The sequence below is a fragment of the Brasilonema angustatum genome, assembly GCF_059505445.1.
This window is the reverse complement of the sequence record NZ_JCACKO010000007.1, coordinates 62,682-81,334: the sequence shown is the minus strand read 5'-3', so window position 1 is coordinate 81,334 and position 18,653 is coordinate 62,682. Positions and strand designations below refer to the sequence as shown.

Genomic DNA, 18,653 nt, shown 5'->3' with positions numbered 1-18,653 from the left:
TAAATTTAGTAACTGCCTTTTGTTCGTTTTACTTTGACATCCAATATCCACAAAATTTCTCTAAATAATCGCTACATTATTTCTTTAGTGCGTTGACATCGTTCAATCAAGAAAAGATCTAAAGGGAAAGTATCTCTAAAGTATTGAGGGTAGAAATGCGAACACTTTAGGTTGTAAAAATTAATATAATGCTCTTATGATGAGCACCTCCAAACCTCGGAAAAAATCTGACACAGGTTACCGTCGGCGTGAAAATGACTGGCGGTTATTTTTGCGTCTACTACCTTATGCCCGCCGTTGTGGGCGATTACTAGCGCTTGCTATGTTACTGTTGGTGCCAATAGCGGTTGCTAATGCTGTGCAACCACTGCTTATTGGACAAGTTATCTCCCTGATTCGCCAAGAACCAAGCACCTATGAGTTTCTCAGAAATCGTCCGTTGTCACAAGGGCTAAATATCATCGAAGTCTTGTTGCTGATAACGGTAAGTGTACGACTGATGTTTACGGGTTTTCAGGGTTATTTGGTACAAAAGCTAGGTCAGCAAATCACTGCCGAAATCCGTCGAGACTTGTTTCATCATGTCACATCCTTGGCGGTGCGTTTTTTTGATAGAACACCTGTAGGAAAATTAATCACCAGGCTCACCAGTGATGTGGAAGTATTAGGAGATGTCTTTTCCACTGGAGCTATAGGCATTGTGTCAGATTTGTTTTCTATGCTGGTGATTCTCAGCTTTATGTTTTCTATACAGTGGCAACTTGCTTTTTTGCTATTGATCGTTCTTGTACCAATAACAGGTATTATAGTCTACTTACAAAAGCAGTACCGCAAAGCAAACTATAAGGCAAGGGAAGAACTTTCTGGACTGAATTCTCAGTTACAAGAAAATATCATTGGGATCAACATCGTACAATTATTTCGGCGGGAAAAATTCAATGCAGAATTGTTTCGTCTTGAAAATCAACGTTACATCAACGATGTAGATCAGACTATCTTTTATGAGTCAGCAGTCTCCGCAACCCTTGAATGGATTGCCCTGATTGGTATTGCAGGTGTTTTGTGGGTGGGCGGTTATTTACTGCTGCAACAAAACTTGACTTTTGGAATATTATCTGCATTTATATTGTATGCTCAGCGCTTATTCGATCCACTACAACAGTTTGCGGAAAAATTCACTGTTATTCAAGCTGGTTTCACCGCAATAGAACGCGTGAGTGAAGTTTTGGATGAACCAATAGAAATACGCGATCGCGCTAATCCCAGATTCTCAATTTTGGATTCTCGCTTGGGTTACATAAACGAAATAACTGATAATCCGGAATTCCCAAGCGAAAATTTCCAACCTGAATTGGGAGAAATCCGGTTTGAACACGTCTGGTTTGCGTACAAAGATGATGATTATATTATCAAAGATTTGGACTTTACCATTCATCCTGGTGAGAAAGTCGCGTTAGTAGGTCCCACAGGTGCGGGCAAAAGTTCTATTATCCGTCTTTTGTGTCGCCTTTACGAACCCAACCAAGGACGCATTTTGGTAGATGGTATAGATATCCGAGAAATCCCTCAAGCAGAACTGCGCCGTTACATGGCGGTGATTTTGCAAGAAGGCTTTTTGTTCGCTGGTGATGTCAAAAGCAACATTACCTTAGGAGATAGCTACAGTTTTGAGCAAATTCAACAAGCAGCAGAGAAAATTAACATTGCTGAGTTTATTGAACAACTGCCTCAAGGTTATGATACTCAACTTAGAGAACGAGGTACAAACCTTTCTAGCGGTCAAAAGCAACTCTTAGCATTTGCTCGTGCTAGTATTCGCAAACCAGAAATTTTGGTACTGGATGAAGCAACAGCTAGTCTGGATGTAGGAACGGAAGCTTTGATCCAAGAAGCTTTAGACAAACTGTTAGTAAAACGTACTGCGATCATTATTGCTCACCGCTTGTCCACCATTCGTGATGTGGATCGAATTTTCGTACTCAAGCGCGGAGAATTAATAGAACAGGGAAGTCATGAACAGTTGCTGGAACAAGGAGGAATGTACGCCACTTTGCACAATTTGCAGATGTTAGGAACTTGACATTGCTGAAAGCTTTAATATAACGTTAACTTTTGGTCAGGTTACGGTTCACATTTTGGTCAATTAATGGGTAGAAGCACACTGAGAGCTTTTTCTTTTTAGGAAAGTTTCAACTTACTTTACTTTATTACGTAAAATTTTATATGCGTAATTAAGCAAGGCTGGATTGCGATACGCCTTTGGCGTCTGCCCTCTGGGCAATCGCTTGCCTTTAGTCTAAACTCTAGAAGTTAAGCTATTTCTCTGTAAACTTTTTGCGTTTGCAGCTTTTTTGAACGCTGTCTTTTGAATATGGCTCCAAATCCTAGTGCTGCAACTGAGCCTAAGATGGTGAGGGGTTCTGGAACAGGTTTAGTAACTACTAACGAAAGATTATCTGCGTAAGAGTCATTTACCCGCCCTGTGACATAAGCTGCGTTCAGCAGTACATTGATTTGACGTGTACCCACAGGTACAGAGCCATTAGCTGACTGCAAAAATAAGCCTGTGGTGTTGTTTCTTTGCGTGGGTGTCGGCGCAAAAATACTAGCAGTACCCAGAGACTGCTTACTTTGATCAAGAAAACTAATGTTTAGTGATGCCCTATCTCCATCTGTGCCATATCCACCTAACCAACCGCTTAAGTTAAATGTACCTTGACCTGCATCAACAGTTGAAGCTAGATCGGATATATCGACTAATTGCGAAGCACTGGAAGAGGCTCGATCACCACCACCATAGAATAAATTTGCTCCGCGATCGCTTGGTCCTGGAACATTATTACCAGGAAGAGTAACGCTCACTACATTGCCTGAGGGGTTGGTAAAGTTAAAACCTGTTGCCCCGTACTTTAATACACTGAAACTACCTGTAGTAGTCCAGCCAGGGATAGTAGGTATATCAGCCCCAACAGCATTACCGATTGGATCTCCTTGCCCTTGTTCTGCATCGCCATTCACTATCAAGTTAGTGCCAAGGGTGGCTGCATGGATGGGATCCGAAAGCAAGAGACTAGATGCAAGTCCTAGTATCAAGGTTGTACCAATCTTGGCCATTGCTTGAGAAAAGAAGGGAAAGATAGTTAGCTTATTCATTGTTTGTTTTCTCGTTGGGTAGACTAACAGCTTGTTTCCAAATAAAACAAAATTCATTGATTTTCTAACTGTGGCGATCATCGCCTACTTTAACTAATTGCTTTTTGGCAGATGCTTGTTTATTTTTCAGTGCAAAAGCTACATTCACAGCAAGTAAAATTCCACCAACTCCTTGAGATTTGGGAACAGACTTCGCACTACTAAATTCATACTTTGCCAGTATTTGTTGTCCAGAGGAGTGAAAGGATGTAATTAGCTAGTTGTGAACATAGCAGAACTCGCACCTTTGAGTAGTGTAAAACCATAGTCAGCTTGGACTTTTAAGCTATCTGGTAATTCCACTATCTGTAGATTTGGTGAAATTTGTTGAGCAGATGAAGCACTGGTGTAATACACTAAATAAATGTCTGCTTTCTTAATATTTTGCAGAGGTAGACTATGCTGGTTCCCGGACTATATATGCATAATTTTTGGTTAAATTTATAGTACCAACTAAATTGGCAATAATCAACTCAGTTACGTAATTAAACGCTGACTTTATCAAAACTTTAACCAAGACCAACATCGCGAAATCTTGTTGAGGTCAGGAAAATAAGCAGGTAAGTACAGGAGTTGAGAGCCAGCATCCTGAATGAGTTGCCAGGGGGTGGCCCAAAGGAGCGATGGCGATCGCTTATCTTCTGTTGCACCCACTTGACTTGCTTGTGTTAAAATTTGCTATTGCCAAATATGAGCTATCTTCTGAGGAACGCCTAAGAGCAAACGTTGGTAAGCAAGACTGGCTATTTAGGGCAATGTTCTGTGGTGTATCCATACAGCACGCATGGAGAACGCGGCTAGAGATATACTGACAAAACATTGAACAAGAGCAAAAAGCATCAATTATGGGTAAACTTACCTTGCCACAATTAGAACGCCATCTGTTTTCTGCTGCTGATATTCTGCGGGGTAAGATGGATGCTTCTGAGTTTAAAGAGTACATCTTTGGGATGCTTTTCCTCAAGCGTGCTTCGGATGTATTTGAACAGCAGTATGAACAGATTTTACAGCAGAATTTGCAAAGGGGACGCTCTTTTGAAGAAGCGAAAATGAGAGCAGAAAACCCCATGAGTTACAGAGAAACTTTTTTTGTGTCAGAGAAGGCACGGTGGAATTATATTCGTGATGAACTCCATAAAAATGTCGCTGATGGACTGAATAAAGCTTTAGCAGCACTGGAGGAAAACAATCAAGCGCTGGCGGGTGTGCTAGGACATATTGATTTTAACCGTCAGGTGGGAAAAAGTCGTATTCCTGATGCTAAACTGCGCGAACTGATTCAACACTTTAATAAGTATCGTCTGCGAAGTGAAGATTTTGTATTTCCTGATTTGTTAGGTGCTGCTTATGAGTATTTGATTAAGGAATTTGCTGATTCTGCTGGCAAAAAAGGAGGCGAATTTTATACGCCGCGTGAAGTGGTGCAGTTGATGGTGCGCCTGTTGAAACCAGAAGCAGGAATGTCTGTTTATGACCCCTGTTGTGGTTCTGGAGGAATGCTTATTCAGGCAAAGCAATATGTGGAAGAATGTGGTGATAATGCCAATAATTTACATTTGTGTGGTCAGGATAATAACGGCGGCGTGTGGGCAATTTGTAAGATTAATATGCTGCTGCACGGAATTAGGGATGCAGATATTCAAAATGAAGATACTTTACTTAATCCCTTACATCTCAACGATGGGGAACTGATGCGTTTTGAGCGGGTAATTAGCAACCCGCCTTTTTCTCAAAACTATAGCCGTAAAGATATAAAATTTTCGGAACGGTTTACATATGGATTTTGTCCGGAAACAGGTAAAAAAGCTGATTTGATGTTTGCCCAGCATATGTTATCTGTTCTCAAAAATAATGGGGTGATGGCGACAGTTATGCCACATGGAGTGCTGTTTCGTGGCGGCGAAGAAAAGAAAATTAGAGAAAGTTTTATTAAAAATGACAATTTAGAAGCGGTGATTGGTTTGCCGCCCAATTTGTTTTATGGGACTGGTATCCCTGCTTGTATTTTGGTGATGCGTCCTAGTAAGGCAAAACCTGCTGAACGTCAGAAAAAGGTGTTGTTTATTAATGCTGATGCGGAGTATTATACTGGTCGTGCTCAGAATTATTTGCGACCGGAGCATATTGAAAAGATGACTTGGGTGTTTGAAAATTTTGTGTCTTTGCCTGGTTATTCCGCAGTCGTGGATGAAGAAGAATTAGCAGCAAATGATTACAACTGCAATATTCGCCGCTATGCTGATAATGCCCCACCACCAGAACCTCATGACGTGCGATCGCATTTATTTGGGGGAATTCCCAAAGCTGAGGTAGAAGCGAAGCGTCCACTTTTAGCGGCGCATGGGTTTAATTCAAATAGGATTTTAGTGCAAAGGAATGAATTATGACAGTAACTTTACAATTACCCCCTGTTCTCAAACTCAGTGATGAGCAATTTGAACAACTCGCCACCGCTAACCGAGATTTGCAACTCGAACTTACAGCCAAAGGAGAATTAATTATCATGCCACCCACTGGGGGAGAAACAGGAAGCCGTAACTTTAATTTATCAGGTCAACTTTGGTTATGGAACCGTCAAAATCGTTTAGGAAAAGCTTTTGATTCCTCTACAGGTTTTCGGTTACCTAACGGTGCAACTCGTTCTCCTGATGCGTCTTGGGTGAAGATGGAACGATGGGATGCTTTGAGTGCGGCGCAAAAAAAGAAATTCTTGCCTTTATGTCCCGACTTTGCTGTAGAACTCGTTTCAGAAAGCGATGAGCTAAAAGATACTCAGGAAAAAATGCACGAGTACATTGCTAATGGGTTGCGTTTGGGTTGGTTGATTAATCCTAAAAATCAGCAAGTAGAAATTTATTACCCTAACCAAGAAGTGAAAATTTTACAATCTCCCGCGACTTTATCGGGTGAAGATGTTTTACCAGGATTTGTTTTAGATTTGCAGCCGATTTTTGAATAAATGACAGATTATTTAGATTTTATTCCCGCGATTACCGAAAGAGGACAGATAAAAACTTTTATCGAATTAGATGCAGGCATTCAGCACCAAGAAGGTAAGTTGATGAGTGTGTTTGCTGCTTGGTGGCAGATGCACTCACCTTCTTTGGGTGAGTTGCCGAAAACGAAAAAAGTGATGGAACTCCGTGCTGAATTTTTGAGTTCTTTTGTGGATAGTTTGGCACCTGTGGGTTTACTTGATCGTTTTAAGGTGGCGGGTGTGGTTGCGAGTTGGTGGGATGAGGTGAAGTATGAATTGCGAACTTTATCTGAGTCAGATTTTAGCGGTTTAGTTGATAGTTGGGTGGATACAATTAAAGATGCCTTGGAACAAGATGATGAAGAGAAGAAAAGTAAGCCTTTATTTGACCCCTTAAATCATAAATTAGTCGTGCGGTTGATGCTGGGTTATTTGACGGAAATTGCCACAGTTGAGGCGAGTATTGCCGAATTAGAACAGCAGAAAGAAGCCTTTGAACGCCCAGAAGAAGCGGAGGCGGAAGCTGGGGAAGAAGGTGAGGAAGAAGCAGAAGCGGTTAATATTGTCAAGGAATTAGACACAAAGCTTAAGCATCTGAAAAATTTGGTTAAAGAGCCGAAGAAGGAACTCAAGATTTTAAAGAAGTCGCCTTTATTGAATGCAGATAAATTTGCTGACTTTGAGGCGTTGATTAAGCAGACTGAAGTAGAAATTGCTGAGATTGAAGCACAACTAGAACCATTAAAGGAAATTACTAAGCAACTGAAGGAAGCTAAGGCAAAATTGAGGACGCTCAAAAAGGAATTGGTAAAGCGTTTGGATGTTGCGCGTGCGGTGTTGACAAATGAAGAATGTCGGGGTTTGGTGTTAGGAATTTTTAAGGATGGCTTAATTGTTGAATTAGAGAGATATGTCACCGCGCACCGTCAGCAGGTGATTGCAGCGGTAGAGAATTGGTGGGATAAGTATCGCGTGACGTTGCAGAATATTGAGACGGAACGCGATGCAGCGGCGAAGCGGTTGAGTGAGTTTTTACAGGGGTTGGGGTATATAAGTTGAGGTGTTAACAATGGCTTATAGTGACTTTACATTAAGTAAATTTAAAAAGAATTTCAACATTCGTATTGATGAAGAAGTTGATTTATTCGCAAACGTAGAACCTGTACAAGTCAGTGATAAGCTAATAACGAATTTAGAAGAAACAACTGAACTGGCTTTAGCAATTAATACCGAAAAAGCACGTTCCGAAATGATTATTACACCAATATTATTAGAGGTGAGACGTCAGGCTAATTATCAGATTAGTTTATTTTCTGGAACAGATTTTAATGTTGATGCTGAGAAAGGACTGAATGGTTATTGTGATTTTATCATCAGTCGTTCTAAAGAACAATTAACAATTAATGCACCTGTGGTGATTATTGTAGAAGCGAAAAATGAAAATATTAAAGGCGGATTAGGTCAATGTGCAGCGGCGATGTTGGCAGCACAATTGTTTAACCAAGAAGAAGGAAATGAAATTAAAACTATTTATGGTGCAGTGACAACGGGAGATATTTGGAAGTTTTTGAAGTTACAAGGTTCTGATGTGTTTATTGATTTGAATAATTATTATATTAAGGAGATAAATAAGATTTTGGGTGTTTTATCTCAGGGTGTTCAGATTTGAGGAAGTTTTTACAGGGGTTGGGGTATGCGTGAGGTTTTGGTTAAGGTTGAGGAGTTTAAGGATTCACCTGTTGGGAGGATTCCAGAGGATTGGGATGTAAAAACTCTTGGTGAGTTAGGTACTTTTCAGAATGGACTCAACAAGGGTAAAAAAGATTTTGGCTTTGGTACTAAGTTCGTAAATATTTTAGATGTATATACACCGCATATTAATATAGAGAAATTAGGTCGAATGAATGCTAACCAGTCAGAAATAGCTTCTTATCAACTAGAAATAGGAGACATTTTACTTGACCGTTCGTCAGTTAAGTTAGAGGGTGTTGGTTATCCAACTGTTTTTGAAGGTGCAGATGAACCAGTAATATTTTGCGGATTTATTATTCGCTTTAGATTATCAACTTCTACTGTTAAGCCAAGATTTCTTTGTGAAATGATGCGGGACGAGTTTTTTCGTAACCGTGTCTTTCAAATTGCCACAAGAAGCGCTAATGTTAATGTTAATCAAGAACAGTTAACTAAGCTCTGGGTAACACTTCCATCTGTATTTAAGCAAGAAAAAATTATTGAAATTTTGGACACGGTGGATGATGCGATCGCCCACACCTCCTCCCTCATTACAAAACTTAAACAAATCAAAGCTGGGCTGCTGCACGACTTGCTCACACGCGGGTTAGATGAGAATGGACAGTTGAGGGATGCAGAGGCGCATCCTGAAGAGTTTAAAGATTCGGTGTTGGGACGAATTCCCAAGGAGTGGGAGATTAGGACTTGTGAATCCGTTTGTAGAGAAATAGTTGTTGGAATTGTTATCAAACCATCACAGTATTACAAGCCCTCTGGAGTTCCTGTATTCCGTTCTGCAAATGTTCGTGAAGCAGGTTTAGATCCTTCAGACTTAGTATTTATGTCTGAGCAATCAAACCGAATACTTGCTAAAAGTATGATTCGTACAGGAGACGTGCTTACCGTTCGTACTGGCTACCCAGGAACATCTTGTGTTGTTTCTCCTGACTTTGATGGTGCTAATTGCGTTGATATTATTATTTCTCGACCAAGTGCAGAAATTAATTCAGCATTTCTTGCAACGTGGATTAATTCAGATTTTGGAAAAGGTCAAGTTCTTCGTGTGCAAGGTGGATTAGCTCAACAGCACTTTAATGTCGGAGAGCTTCAAAAGTTACTGATAGCCAAACCTTCAATTGAAGAACAAAGGGCAATTCAAACAATACTCGACACCCACAACATCCGCATCCGCAAAGAAGAAGCCTACCTTAACAAGCTCAAACTCCAAAAACAAGGACTAATGCACGACTTATTAACTGGAAAAGTGCGAGTCAAGAATACCAAAAATTAGACTCATCTTCTTGGCTTGCCTTTGGCCTGATAATAATGCGTCGCGTCATTTCTTTTGCTGGCGGAACCGTTGCATGAGTTGAGCGCGTTTTTGTTCCCACCACTCATCTGTCACTTCAATCGGTTCACCGCTTTCCAAACCCTCCAACAACATCGCCTCTAACTTCTGTTGATCTGCTTTCTTTTGGGCTTGGCGAAGGAGATCGCGGATGTACTCACTCGCAGTGCTATAGCCACCTTTTGCAACCTGCTCATCAATAAAAGCTCGCATTGAATCAGGTAAAGAGATGTTGAGTGTTGTCATAGATGGTTTACCTCCTAGATTTAATATATATGTATATTGGCAAGAATTAGTAATTTCTACCAATCTGGCGGCTTCCTCTTCAAGAAACAGTTGAGCCTGGTGCATGATAGATATATCGCTGCATGTAAAAACTGCCACCATGCCACAATCAACCCCAGAATATATCCATGTAGAAAAGCCTACCATTGACCAACTTATTAGCATGGGTTGGCAGCATATCGAAGGCGATAAATTCAACTCCCAAATCACCGAACGCGAAAACTTCAAACAAGTTCTGCTCATCCAACGCTTGAAAACAGTCATCAAACGCATCAACCTAGATGACAATCGTAATTCTTGGCTTGATGATATCCAAGTCAACGCAGTGGTGAGTCAACTTGAGCGTTTAGCAGCATCAAGACTGATGGAAGCAAATAAAGCTGCTACAGAATTACTGCTTTTTGGCACTACTGTTTTAGGAAAAGACGGCAAACAGCACACAGTCCACTATATTGATTTTGAGCATCCTGAAAAGAACGACTTTCTGGCAATCAATCAATATCGAGTAGATCCCCTTTGGATAACAGCAGATAAAGGTTTTATCGTTCCTGATGTTGTGCTGTTCGTCAACGGTATCCCGCTTGTCGTCGTTGAGTGCAAAAGTCCCAACTTAGATAATCCCATCACTGCAGCAATTAACGACTTGTTGCAATACTCGAACCAACGTAATAGCACTCAACCAGAAGGCGCAGAAAAACTATTTCATTACAACTTGTTAATGATAGCCGCTTCTAGAGGACGGGCGGTGGCGGGTGCAGTGGGTGCAAACCATGAGTATTATGTGGAGTGGAAGGATACCATACCCCGCACTCAAGCCGAGATAGCCGCAGAGTTAGGCGTTTCTCAAGTCAATACCCGACAAATGCTGATCGCCGGAATGCTGAACCCTGCGAATCTCCTCGATATCCTACGAAACTTTACCTTATATGAAACCAGTGGCGGACGCACAACTAAAATTGTCTCCCGTTACCAACAATATCGCGCAGTTTTGGAAGCAATTGCTCGACTGCAACACAATCAAACCCGTTCCCAACACAGTACAGATGATCAACGCGGTGGTATTATCTGGCATACTCAAGGTGCTGGCAAAAGCCTGACTATGATTTACCTAATTCGGAAAATCCGCACGATTCGCGAATTACGCCGCTTCAAGATAGTTGTCGTGACTGATCGCACCGATTTAGAAAAGCAACTTTCTGATACTGCTGTTCTCTCAGGCGAACCGTTGCAGATAGCGAAAAAAGTCAAAAAGCTAGAACAATTCCTGCAACAACCAGGTGCAGGCTTAGTTTTCGGAATGATTCAGAAATTCAAAGGTGGCGAAGATTCCGAACAAGAGGAACAGCCGGAAAAAATGCCAAAAAGCCTCAACCCTTCCGAAGATATCCTAGTACTCATCGACGAAGCGCACCGTTCTCACGCCAGCACTCTCCACACCAATTTACTCGAAGCTTTACCCAATTGTGTCCGCATTGGTTTTACTGGTACTCCCATCGTCACATCTGCCAAAAAAACCACCAAGCAAATATTTGGTTCCTTCATCGATCAGTACAACATCCGTCAGTCTCAAGAAGACGGTGTTACCTTACCCATCCTCTACGAAGGTTTAGAAGCCAGGGGTGCAGTCACCCAAGGGGACGATTTAGATAAACTTTTTGAAATCATCTTTGCAGACAAAACCCCAGAAGAACGGGCGCAGATAAAAACTAGATACGCTACCAAAACCCAAGTTGCAGAAGCACGCGAACTCATTAAAGCCAAAGCTAAAAATATGCTACGCCACTATGTTGAGCGTATTCTACCCGGAAGCTTCAAGGCGCAAGTCGTCGCCCCTAGCCGTCGCGCTGCTGTTCGTTACTACGGTGCATTTGTCGAAGCACAGCAGGAACTCGTGCAACAACTAGAAACTCGCGCCCCCATTCTGCGAAGTCTCGACTCAGAAGTTTTAGAATCTGTGAATGAAGAAACGCGCTTTTTAGCCCAAGCACTTCCCTATTTAGAAACCATCCGCCGTTTAGAATTTGGCGTTATCATCTCTGGAGATAAAAATGATGACTCCAGTTGGGAAGAGTGGACAAATAAAAGTAAGCAAGAAGCACGCATTGAACGCTTTAAAAAATCTCTAGTAAATTCTGACTCCACAAAACAGGATAGTCTCGCTTTCTTAATTGTCAAAAGTATGTTGCTGGTTGGTTTTAACGCTCCCAACGAACAAGTTTTATATTTAGACAGGGGGATGAAAGAATATGAATTGTTGCAGGCAATCGCCCGCGTGAACCGCATCTATAACGATACCAAAAAATATGGCTTAGTCGTCGATTACTACGGTGTCAACCTTGCAGAAGCCTTAGCAATTTACGACGAAGTCGATACAGAATCAGCCTGGTTTGATATTGCGGACGAAATTCCCAAATTAGGCGATCGCCATCAGCGAGTTATCAATTTATTCACTGCAAACGGCTGCACAATAGATGACGTAGATGCTTGTGTAGACATACTGCGAGATGAACGCCTGAGAGTAGAATTCAACGAATTTTTGAAAGACTTCATCGATACCCTTGATATTATTCTGCCACGACCAGAAGCCCGTCATCCCTATAATTTTGTTAAGGATGCTAAAAAACTCGGTTTTATAAAAAAATCTGTTGCAGACCTTTATCGAGATGAAAAACTTAATATAGTCACAGCCAAAGAAAAGGTTAGATCATTAATTGACCAATACATTGAAGCACAGGGGATTGACTTAAAAGTTCCACCAATTGATATTCTGTCTTTAAACTTCAAAACCCACGTCCAGCGCCATCGCTCAATGAAAGTGCAAGCTGCCGAAATGGAATTTGCTGCCCGCCATCACATCAGTATACATTACGATGAAGACCCAGCTTATTACAAAAAATTAAGCGCTCAATTAACAGAGATTCTAGAATCTTTTGCCGATAATTGGCTAGAAAAAGTTAATGTCTTGTGGCAATATATCCAAGAAATACAAGCAGGTCGTTCTACAGATGAAACTGGACTCAACCCGAAAACTCAACTTCCATTTTTTTATATTTTAGCCGAACATTCCACCAAAGAATTAACTCAACTTGCCCAAGCGACAAAAGAAATTGTCGAACACATCCGCCAAGATATTCGTCGAGTGAATTGGGATAGTCTTGTCAGTCAAGAAGACTTGAGAAAGTGGATAGCAGGTTACTTGGATGATCATGATGTCGTGAATTACGACCAATTAGAAATAGTAGCAGAGAAACTTGTGCAACTCGCTCGCCTAAATCGTGATAATTTAATTGCATGACAACTATCACCTTTGGCGAACTGAATTTTGAATTACGCCACAGTTCTAAACGTCGTACCGTAGGGATTACCGTCGAACGTGACGGTCAATTAATCATAGCTTCATCTCCAGAAGTGTCAATAGAAACTCTGGAGAAAATAGTCAATGATAAACGCTACTGGATTTACAGCAAACTGTTAAAAAAAGAGTTTTTTAATCCACCAGTAGGTGTAAAGGAATACGTTTGCGGTGAAGGATTTTACTACTTAGGACGCAGCTATCGCCTGAAATTAGTAGATAGCGTAAAAGGACAACCACCACTCAAGTTTTACCAAAGCCGTTTTGAATTGCAGCGCGAAGAACAGCTACGGGGACGAGAATGTTTTATTCAGTGGTATGGCGATCGCCTGTCCTCAATTTTAAACACATATCTCGCTGTTTTTGTCAATAAAGTTGATGCTTCTTCCCGCTCAGTACAGGTACGCGAATTAGGCTACCGTTGGGGTTCCTGCGGACACAAGGGAGATTTATATTTCCACTGGCGAGTGGCGATGCTACCGCGTCCCATGATTGAGTATGTGGTGGTTCATGAGCTGGTGCATCTGATTGAACCAAATCATTCCAATCAGTTTTGGGATAGAGTGCAGCGTATTGTGCCGGATTATTTGGAAAGGAAGCGGTGGTTAGCTGAGAATGGGGCGAGTTATGACCTTTAGGGATTTCAGGAGTGGTGCGATGGCACGGAGTGCAGACGCCAAAGGCGTATCGCTTTTCATATCACATCCAGCAATAGCCCCAACAAAAAAATCCGCGACTCAAGACGAACGAAAAAGAACTCTTCCTGGAAGCACCTCATCGTTAATCTTGGCATAAACCCGCAAACATGCAGACACCTCCCCCCGCACTCCACCAATATCTAATTGCAAATCGTCCTTTGACCAATTAAAAACATCAGCATAGGTTCCCCATAATGGACGAATTTGCACATGATAGCCAGCATGACGAGTTTTCTCTACCATTGAGTCCAGAGTACGCCGTGCTTCTTGTTGCAATTTACCCCACCAAGAATAACGCTCAGCACATGGCAAATACACCAAAGAGTGTATTGCTTCATCTAAATCAAGTCTGGCACGCAAAGCGACAACTGGATCGACATTATCAGCAGTGGTTTGTACCCGACGAAAACGGTCTATCAGTGCTGTAATATATTTAGACTTTTCTCGTTCATCGTTTAAAGACCTCACACCGAATCTATCAACACTTTTGAGCGCATGGTGCAAAGATAAATCGAGTTCAATAAATTTCAGACAAATAGAAACCACCCCAGCTAACAAATCAAGTTCACCATCGTGTCTTTTCACCATTAATCGTGGATCAAAATCAACTTGGTCTGATAAGTATAAGCCAGTCGCTTTTACCTTCCCTTTCAAACCAGGATAGATATATTCATTGCGGATGAAAGGTAGTGATAAGTGCGATGAGCGCTTATCTTCTGTTGCACCCACTTGACTTGCTTGTGTTAACATTTGCTCTTGCCAAATATGAGCTATCTTCTCAGGAACGCGTAAGAGCAAACGTTGCATCTCGTTCCACAAATCACTATCATGAGTGCTAAGAATTTGGTAATCCCCGATATAATTTGATATTTCTCGGTCAGATAGCAAAACTTCACTCAGTTGTCTTAATTTGAGTTCGTCTTTTAGTTCACTGGTGACTGGTTCTAACACATCTTCCCAACAAGAATTCTCCTGTGAGGACAAGACAGTTTCCTCACTCAAAGTCTCCTGTTGAAAAGCTTCTTGCAAAAGTATATCTAATTCCCTCAGCAATTCTTGACAAGCAGTGCTTCCTGGATCTGTAGTTGCGGTTTTTAAAGCTTCTTGTAATTGAGTCCGCAGTCCGTGCAAACTCAACCGCAATACCCAAGCTAAATTTGAGTTGTCAACTTTCAATAACTTGCTGAGGTGCTGCATATATCCTCCGTTTTGAGTTTTAAATTTCTCTCGTTCCCAAGTTCTCCACAGTGAACAGTGAGTCCAGTGCTGCAGGAGGGTTTCCCTCCGTAGGCATCTGGCGAACCCGAAGGGTTAACAGTTAACAGTTAACAAAAGAGACGAAGCTAGGTACACTTTCTGTTCCCTGTTCCCTGTTAAGCGTTCCCTACCTCTACGAGTCAATTCACCGAATCAAACTGGATTCCTATAACTGTTTCAATGTTCTCCAGAAAACGGATCACGTTCTGCCTTTACATCGTTAGGCTGTGGTTGGAGATTATCTCGAAAAACACATCCTTCTTGCTGAAGACATTCTGGATTTTTTGATGTCAAATAAGGTACTTCAAATGCATGTACTTTCAGGATACCTTTTTGATTGAGAGAGACATAATATCGGCAAGGATATTCACTTTTGACTTCTGGTTCGGGTAATTCGCCAATCAGTTCCCATTTATTAGATTTGGGATTGTGAAATTGAAAGTAGAATGTATGTTTGCCACTCGTAGGAAAGGAAGGTAATTCAGTAATTAACCCCATCATTTGTGGTTGTATAGCACCATCATCATATCGAAACACTCTCAAATTTCTGCTATAGTTTTTATCCGCTTCAAATACGACAGTATGAGCATCTGTTTTGAGAGCATTTGCCGATTCAGCCACATTCACAGCAATATCACATACCACCAAATCTTCCTCAGAAATAACATCTGGTATTCCTATGACTTTTGCCGCATCAAGACAGGGAATATTCACAGGAATTAAATAGTGAGGATTTCCCCGACAAAGTAGTAAATCAATATCAAGCTTTTGATTAATTTCAAACTGGACTTTGATAGAACTTTTAAAATCTTCCTCACTCATTTCCAGTTTCTTTCTCAAAGCATCGCCGTTATAACTACCCCAAAGTTGAGGTTTGATATTCTCAAAATCCTGACGAATGATATTATTTGTTAACTGCATACCTTGCCAACTACTGCGGTATTTCGCCATTGCATCGTCAGCTTTTAGTTGATAAAGTTCTTGCCCAGCTTGAAAAATTGGATCTAAAGTTCCTCCAATCACTTCTCTTTTAAAAGAGCATGGCAGAAAATAAAAGAGATTTTTGACATCAATATAGAGTTGATTAGCTCCTCTACGTAGCAATTCTTTAGATTCTTTCGGCGCAAAACCCAATTGTCTTAGTTTTTCTGCAAAGCAAGCTCCAGCCGAGGTTGCAAGCTTTGTATATTCGGGTTCAAAGGTGACTCGCTCTTCATTCCAAACAAAATAGTCAGACTTGCTAAAAACTCGATAAAGTTCACGTTCAACTAATTCAAGGTTGCAAGTTTTTCCAGACAGAATCAACCAGTCAACTTGCTCTTTGCTACTTTGAGAATTTCGGGAATGGTAAAGCTTGTTTTCTAAAGCATTTTCGAGCAATCCTTGACCAATACCAACCGCTTCTCGAATCACAGGAGATACTGCTCTTTCAAATTGCTGTACTGTGAGTGTTACACTTAGGTTATCAACAACTTCAGTTGATAAATCAATATCGTTTTGTTGCAGCAGTTCAGAGATTTTTGATCCATCAAGAATGAAGATAGGTTCGGGTGCATCTTGTTGGCGCTTTTGACCTAGTGCTATTTTTGCATTTTCTGCTTGTTCCCAAAGAGTGTAGAAAGTTTGTGCGCGAGATGATGAATATTTCCAGCGAGTGGGAAGTACTTTTTCTGCTGCATTTAAAGCATCCTTGTAAGCATCGCCTTCTCGAATTTCTTTGTCTACACAAGCCAATAGGCTACCAGGTAAGAATTTGCTGTTATTAAGAAAGCGATCGCTCAACTCTTCTGGCTGCACTTTCAACACATCTTTTGGTAAACGTTCTTCAGTTACGGCTGTGAGTAAACAGTCTGCGATCGCCGCCTTCAACAACAAAAACAACCGCAAAGTAATCAACTCGCCACCCAACTGCAAATGTCCGGAAGAACCTAATAATTTAGGAGTTAATTTATAATACCGTCCGCCGTCGCCTCGGTCTTCCCCAGGTTCAAAGGGATTAATTTCTTCCAGTGTCAAGCGAATAAGCGCTAAATCAGTGGTTCCGCCACCAATATCCAAAACGAGGACATTTTGCCACCATTTATCCCCATTGTAACGGCAACGGGTTTTGAAAGATTCAATCCCCACATTCAAATCACCGCCAAACTCTCGCCATAAAAAGAAGATGGCGACCGAAATCGCTTCGTCATAAGCCATCTGCACATCTTCGATATCCAGTTGTTTCACCAGCTTCTCAATTTCGCGGCGCACAAATGGTGAGGCGATCGTTGGGTAAGTCACCACTGCACGGTAGAATTTACCCTCAGAACACTTACCTGGGTAACGTTGACGATAATTCTGTGTCAGCGAAATCAGCTCAGCATAAGCAGCTTGAAGCAGCTTGTTAACCTCAATTGTATCTTCTTGGTCATCTAGTGTAATTTTAAAAGAACGTTCTTGACCAAAATAGCGCTTGGGTGAGTGGAGGAACCTCCCTTCAATTTCCTCCCCATTTCCAATCGTGTCTAATCTGTGCTGTCTAGATTGTTCACCTAAAACAACTTTCACCTTTGCGGAGTCATCTTTTGACAAAGAAGGTTCCAGATTAACAACTTCTAACTCACTAGGAATTTCATTAAGACGACGGTCTTTGTCCAATTCTACTGGAATCAAACTTTGCCATTCCAGAGGTGGTACGCGGAAAACTTCGTGATAGATCTGATTCAACCGTTTACTGGCGGCGCGACGAAACCAACCAAGACGTTTACTCAAACAAATTTCTATCTGTCGGATAGCTTCCAATAACTCAGTACTGTCAACACCTCGAAAAAGTTGCTCCCCCAAATTCTGGTGAACAGAATCAGGAATTGAAACAAAATCTTTACTCAGTTCAGTTAAAAACTTTTGCCATTCCTGTTCCCAAGCATGACGACTGATACCTGGGACATTATCCACAGGACGCTGATTTAACCATAGTGCCATACGTTCCCGTAGCCGCACCTCTTGCTCGCTAGGTAAACTATCTGGAGTGACAATGACTTTGGGATCGTAGAGCGTAACTGTAGAATTAGAAGTGCCGAAATCAATCGCAAACCAGCCTGGATAAGTAATTTCTGGCTTTTTGCTTTCTTGAGATGATTCGGGTTTGTCAAAAGGTTCTGGTAGTGGCAATGGTAGCGTATCTCTCACTGACATTTGTATTACGGTATCTTCAATACCTGCATAAGTCCATATATTGCACTCAGCCGTAGAGTTTTTGCTTGTAGATAAATTAGGATTACCTATTTCATCCGAATCAAAATACTCAACAATGACTTGCAAAGTGCAGTTCACACCTGCTGGTAGTGGTTCATTCCACCTACACTCAGTTTGCTTTAATCGCTGTGGTGTCGAAAGTCTCAGGAATCTACTAGCGCTAAAGTTAACACTTTTATAAGCAGATTGTATTTGTGCTGCTAACTTTTCTGGCGTTCCGCTGACAACAATATCAATTTTGGAGATATGAGGTAAATTAAAACTCTCAGTAGGTTTTATTTCAATAACTGGCAGAAGTAATAACTCATCATCTTTTGTACGCAGTTGGTAGCGGTTTAAAAGCTCAATTTTAACACCCATCTCATGTATTTCCTGAAATTTCAATATAGTTAGTCGTTAGCAATTAAACCTCTAGCAATCTTGAAAGACATGTAATCATAAATATCCATTTTCATATTTATTGCTAGAAGTTTATTCAATGATTACTCCCTTCCCGCCCAAAGAATACCTAATTTAACGTAGACGCGGAGCGGCTTCCCGCAGGGTACCGCAAAGACACGTTCGCGAAGCGTGCGCCTT

15 protein-coding genes are annotated in these 18,653 nt (G+C 41.3%); 9 read left to right on the top strand and 6 right to left on the bottom strand.

The annotated features are described in order from the left end of the window. The first annotated feature begins 199 nt into the window (after positions 1-199). Entirely contained in the window at positions 200-2,080 is a 1,881-nt protein-coding gene (locus AC5JM2_RS01905; protein ID WP_495833220.1) for an ABC transporter ATP-binding protein, read from the top strand. 230 nt (positions 2,081-2,310) lie between these two features. On the opposite strand, the gene AC5JM2_RS01900 is transcribed toward AC5JM2_RS01905, so the two are convergent. From AC5JM2_RS01900 to AC5JM2_RS01890, 3 genes are all read right to left on the bottom strand, one after another. Continuing rightward, the gene (locus AC5JM2_RS01900) at positions 2,311-3,153 is read right to left on the bottom strand and encodes a PEP-CTERM sorting domain-containing protein (RefSeq protein ID WP_495833217.1); all 843 of its coding nucleotides are present in this window, start codon (positions 3,151-3,153) and stop codon (positions 2,311-2,313) included. Positions 3,154-3,405: 252 nt separating this feature from the next. Continuing rightward, on the bottom strand, positions 3,406-3,549 hold the full coding sequence (locus AC5JM2_RS01895) for a hypothetical protein (protein ID WP_495833216.1): 144 nt from the start codon (positions 3,547-3,549) through the stop codon (positions 3,406-3,408). A gap of 144 nt (positions 3,550-3,693) precedes the next feature. Next, positions 3,694-3,846, bottom strand: coding sequence for a transposase (locus tag AC5JM2_RS01890; RefSeq protein ID WP_495833215.1), 153 nt, complete (start codon positions 3,844-3,846; stop codon positions 3,694-3,696). On the opposite strand from AC5JM2_RS01890, the gene AC5JM2_RS01885 reads away from it, so the two are divergent. From AC5JM2_RS01885 to AC5JM2_RS01860, 6 genes are read left to right on the top strand one after another with little or no spacing between them, the layout of a single operon-like run. Continuing rightward, on the top strand, positions 3,816-4,004 hold the full coding sequence (locus AC5JM2_RS01885) for a hypothetical protein (RefSeq protein WP_495833222.1): 189 nt from the start codon (positions 3,816-3,818) through the stop codon (positions 4,002-4,004). The two genes, AC5JM2_RS01890 and AC5JM2_RS01885, sit on opposite strands and share 31 nt — an antisense overlap. 33 nt (positions 4,005-4,037) lie before the next feature. After that, a complete protein-coding gene (locus AC5JM2_RS01880; protein WP_495833214.1) occupies positions 4,038-5,579 on the top strand; it encodes a type I restriction-modification system subunit M in 1,542 nt (513 codons plus the stop codon). Next, positions 5,573-6,151 (top strand): Uma2 family endonuclease, encoded by a 579-nt coding sequence (locus tag AC5JM2_RS01875; protein WP_495833219.1) that lies wholly within the window; start codon positions 5,573-5,575, stop codon positions 6,149-6,151. Before AC5JM2_RS01880 ends, AC5JM2_RS01875 begins: the two co-directional genes overlap by 7 nt. After that, entirely contained in the window at positions 6,152-7,228 is a 1,077-nt protein-coding gene (locus AC5JM2_RS01870) for a hypothetical protein (RefSeq protein ID WP_495833213.1), read from the top strand. Positions 7,229-7,238: 10 nt separating this feature from the next. Next, positions 7,239-7,838, top strand: coding sequence for a hypothetical protein (locus tag AC5JM2_RS01865; protein WP_495833212.1), 600 nt, complete (start codon positions 7,239-7,241; stop codon positions 7,836-7,838). A gap of 24 nt (positions 7,839-7,862) precedes the next feature. After that, the gene (locus tag AC5JM2_RS01860; protein ID WP_495833211.1) at positions 7,863-9,191 is read left to right on the top strand and encodes a restriction endonuclease subunit S; all 1,329 of its coding nucleotides are present in this window, start codon (positions 7,863-7,865) and stop codon (positions 9,189-9,191) included. A gap of 45 nt (positions 9,192-9,236) precedes the next feature. Here the strand turns inward: AC5JM2_RS01860 and AC5JM2_RS01855 are convergent, their stop codons facing one another. Continuing rightward, positions 9,237-9,635 (bottom strand): type II toxin-antitoxin system ParD family antitoxin, encoded by a 399-nt coding sequence (locus AC5JM2_RS01855; RefSeq protein ID WP_495833210.1) that lies wholly within the window; start codon positions 9,633-9,635, stop codon positions 9,237-9,239. On the opposite strand from AC5JM2_RS01855, the gene AC5JM2_RS01850 reads away from it, so the two are divergent. Both AC5JM2_RS01850 and AC5JM2_RS01845 read left to right on the top strand, forming a co-directional pair. Beyond that, on the top strand, positions 9,634-12,828 hold the full coding sequence (locus tag AC5JM2_RS01850; protein WP_495833209.1) for a type I restriction endonuclease subunit R: 3,195 nt from the start codon (positions 9,634-9,636) through the stop codon (positions 12,826-12,828). The genes AC5JM2_RS01855 and AC5JM2_RS01850 overlap by 2 nt on opposite strands. After that, complete coding sequence (locus AC5JM2_RS01845) at positions 12,825-13,523, top strand: M48 family metallopeptidase (RefSeq protein ID WP_495833208.1); 699 nt, start codon at positions 12,825-12,827, stop codon at positions 13,521-13,523. The genes AC5JM2_RS01850 and AC5JM2_RS01845 overlap by 4 nt, the downstream gene beginning before the upstream one ends. Before the next feature lie 99 nt (positions 13,524-13,622). Here the strand turns inward: AC5JM2_RS01845 and AC5JM2_RS01840 are convergent, their stop codons facing one another. Both AC5JM2_RS01840 and AC5JM2_RS01835 read right to left on the bottom strand, forming a co-directional pair. After that, entirely contained in the window at positions 13,623-14,780 is a 1,158-nt protein-coding gene (locus tag AC5JM2_RS01840) for a hypothetical protein (protein ID WP_495833207.1), read from the bottom strand. Between the two features lie 237 nt (positions 14,781-15,017). Next, on the bottom strand, positions 15,018-18,434 hold the full coding sequence (locus tag AC5JM2_RS01835) for a molecular chaperone (protein ID WP_495833206.1): 3,417 nt from the start codon (positions 18,432-18,434) through the stop codon (positions 15,018-15,020). Positions 18,435-18,653 lie beyond the last annotated feature (219 nt).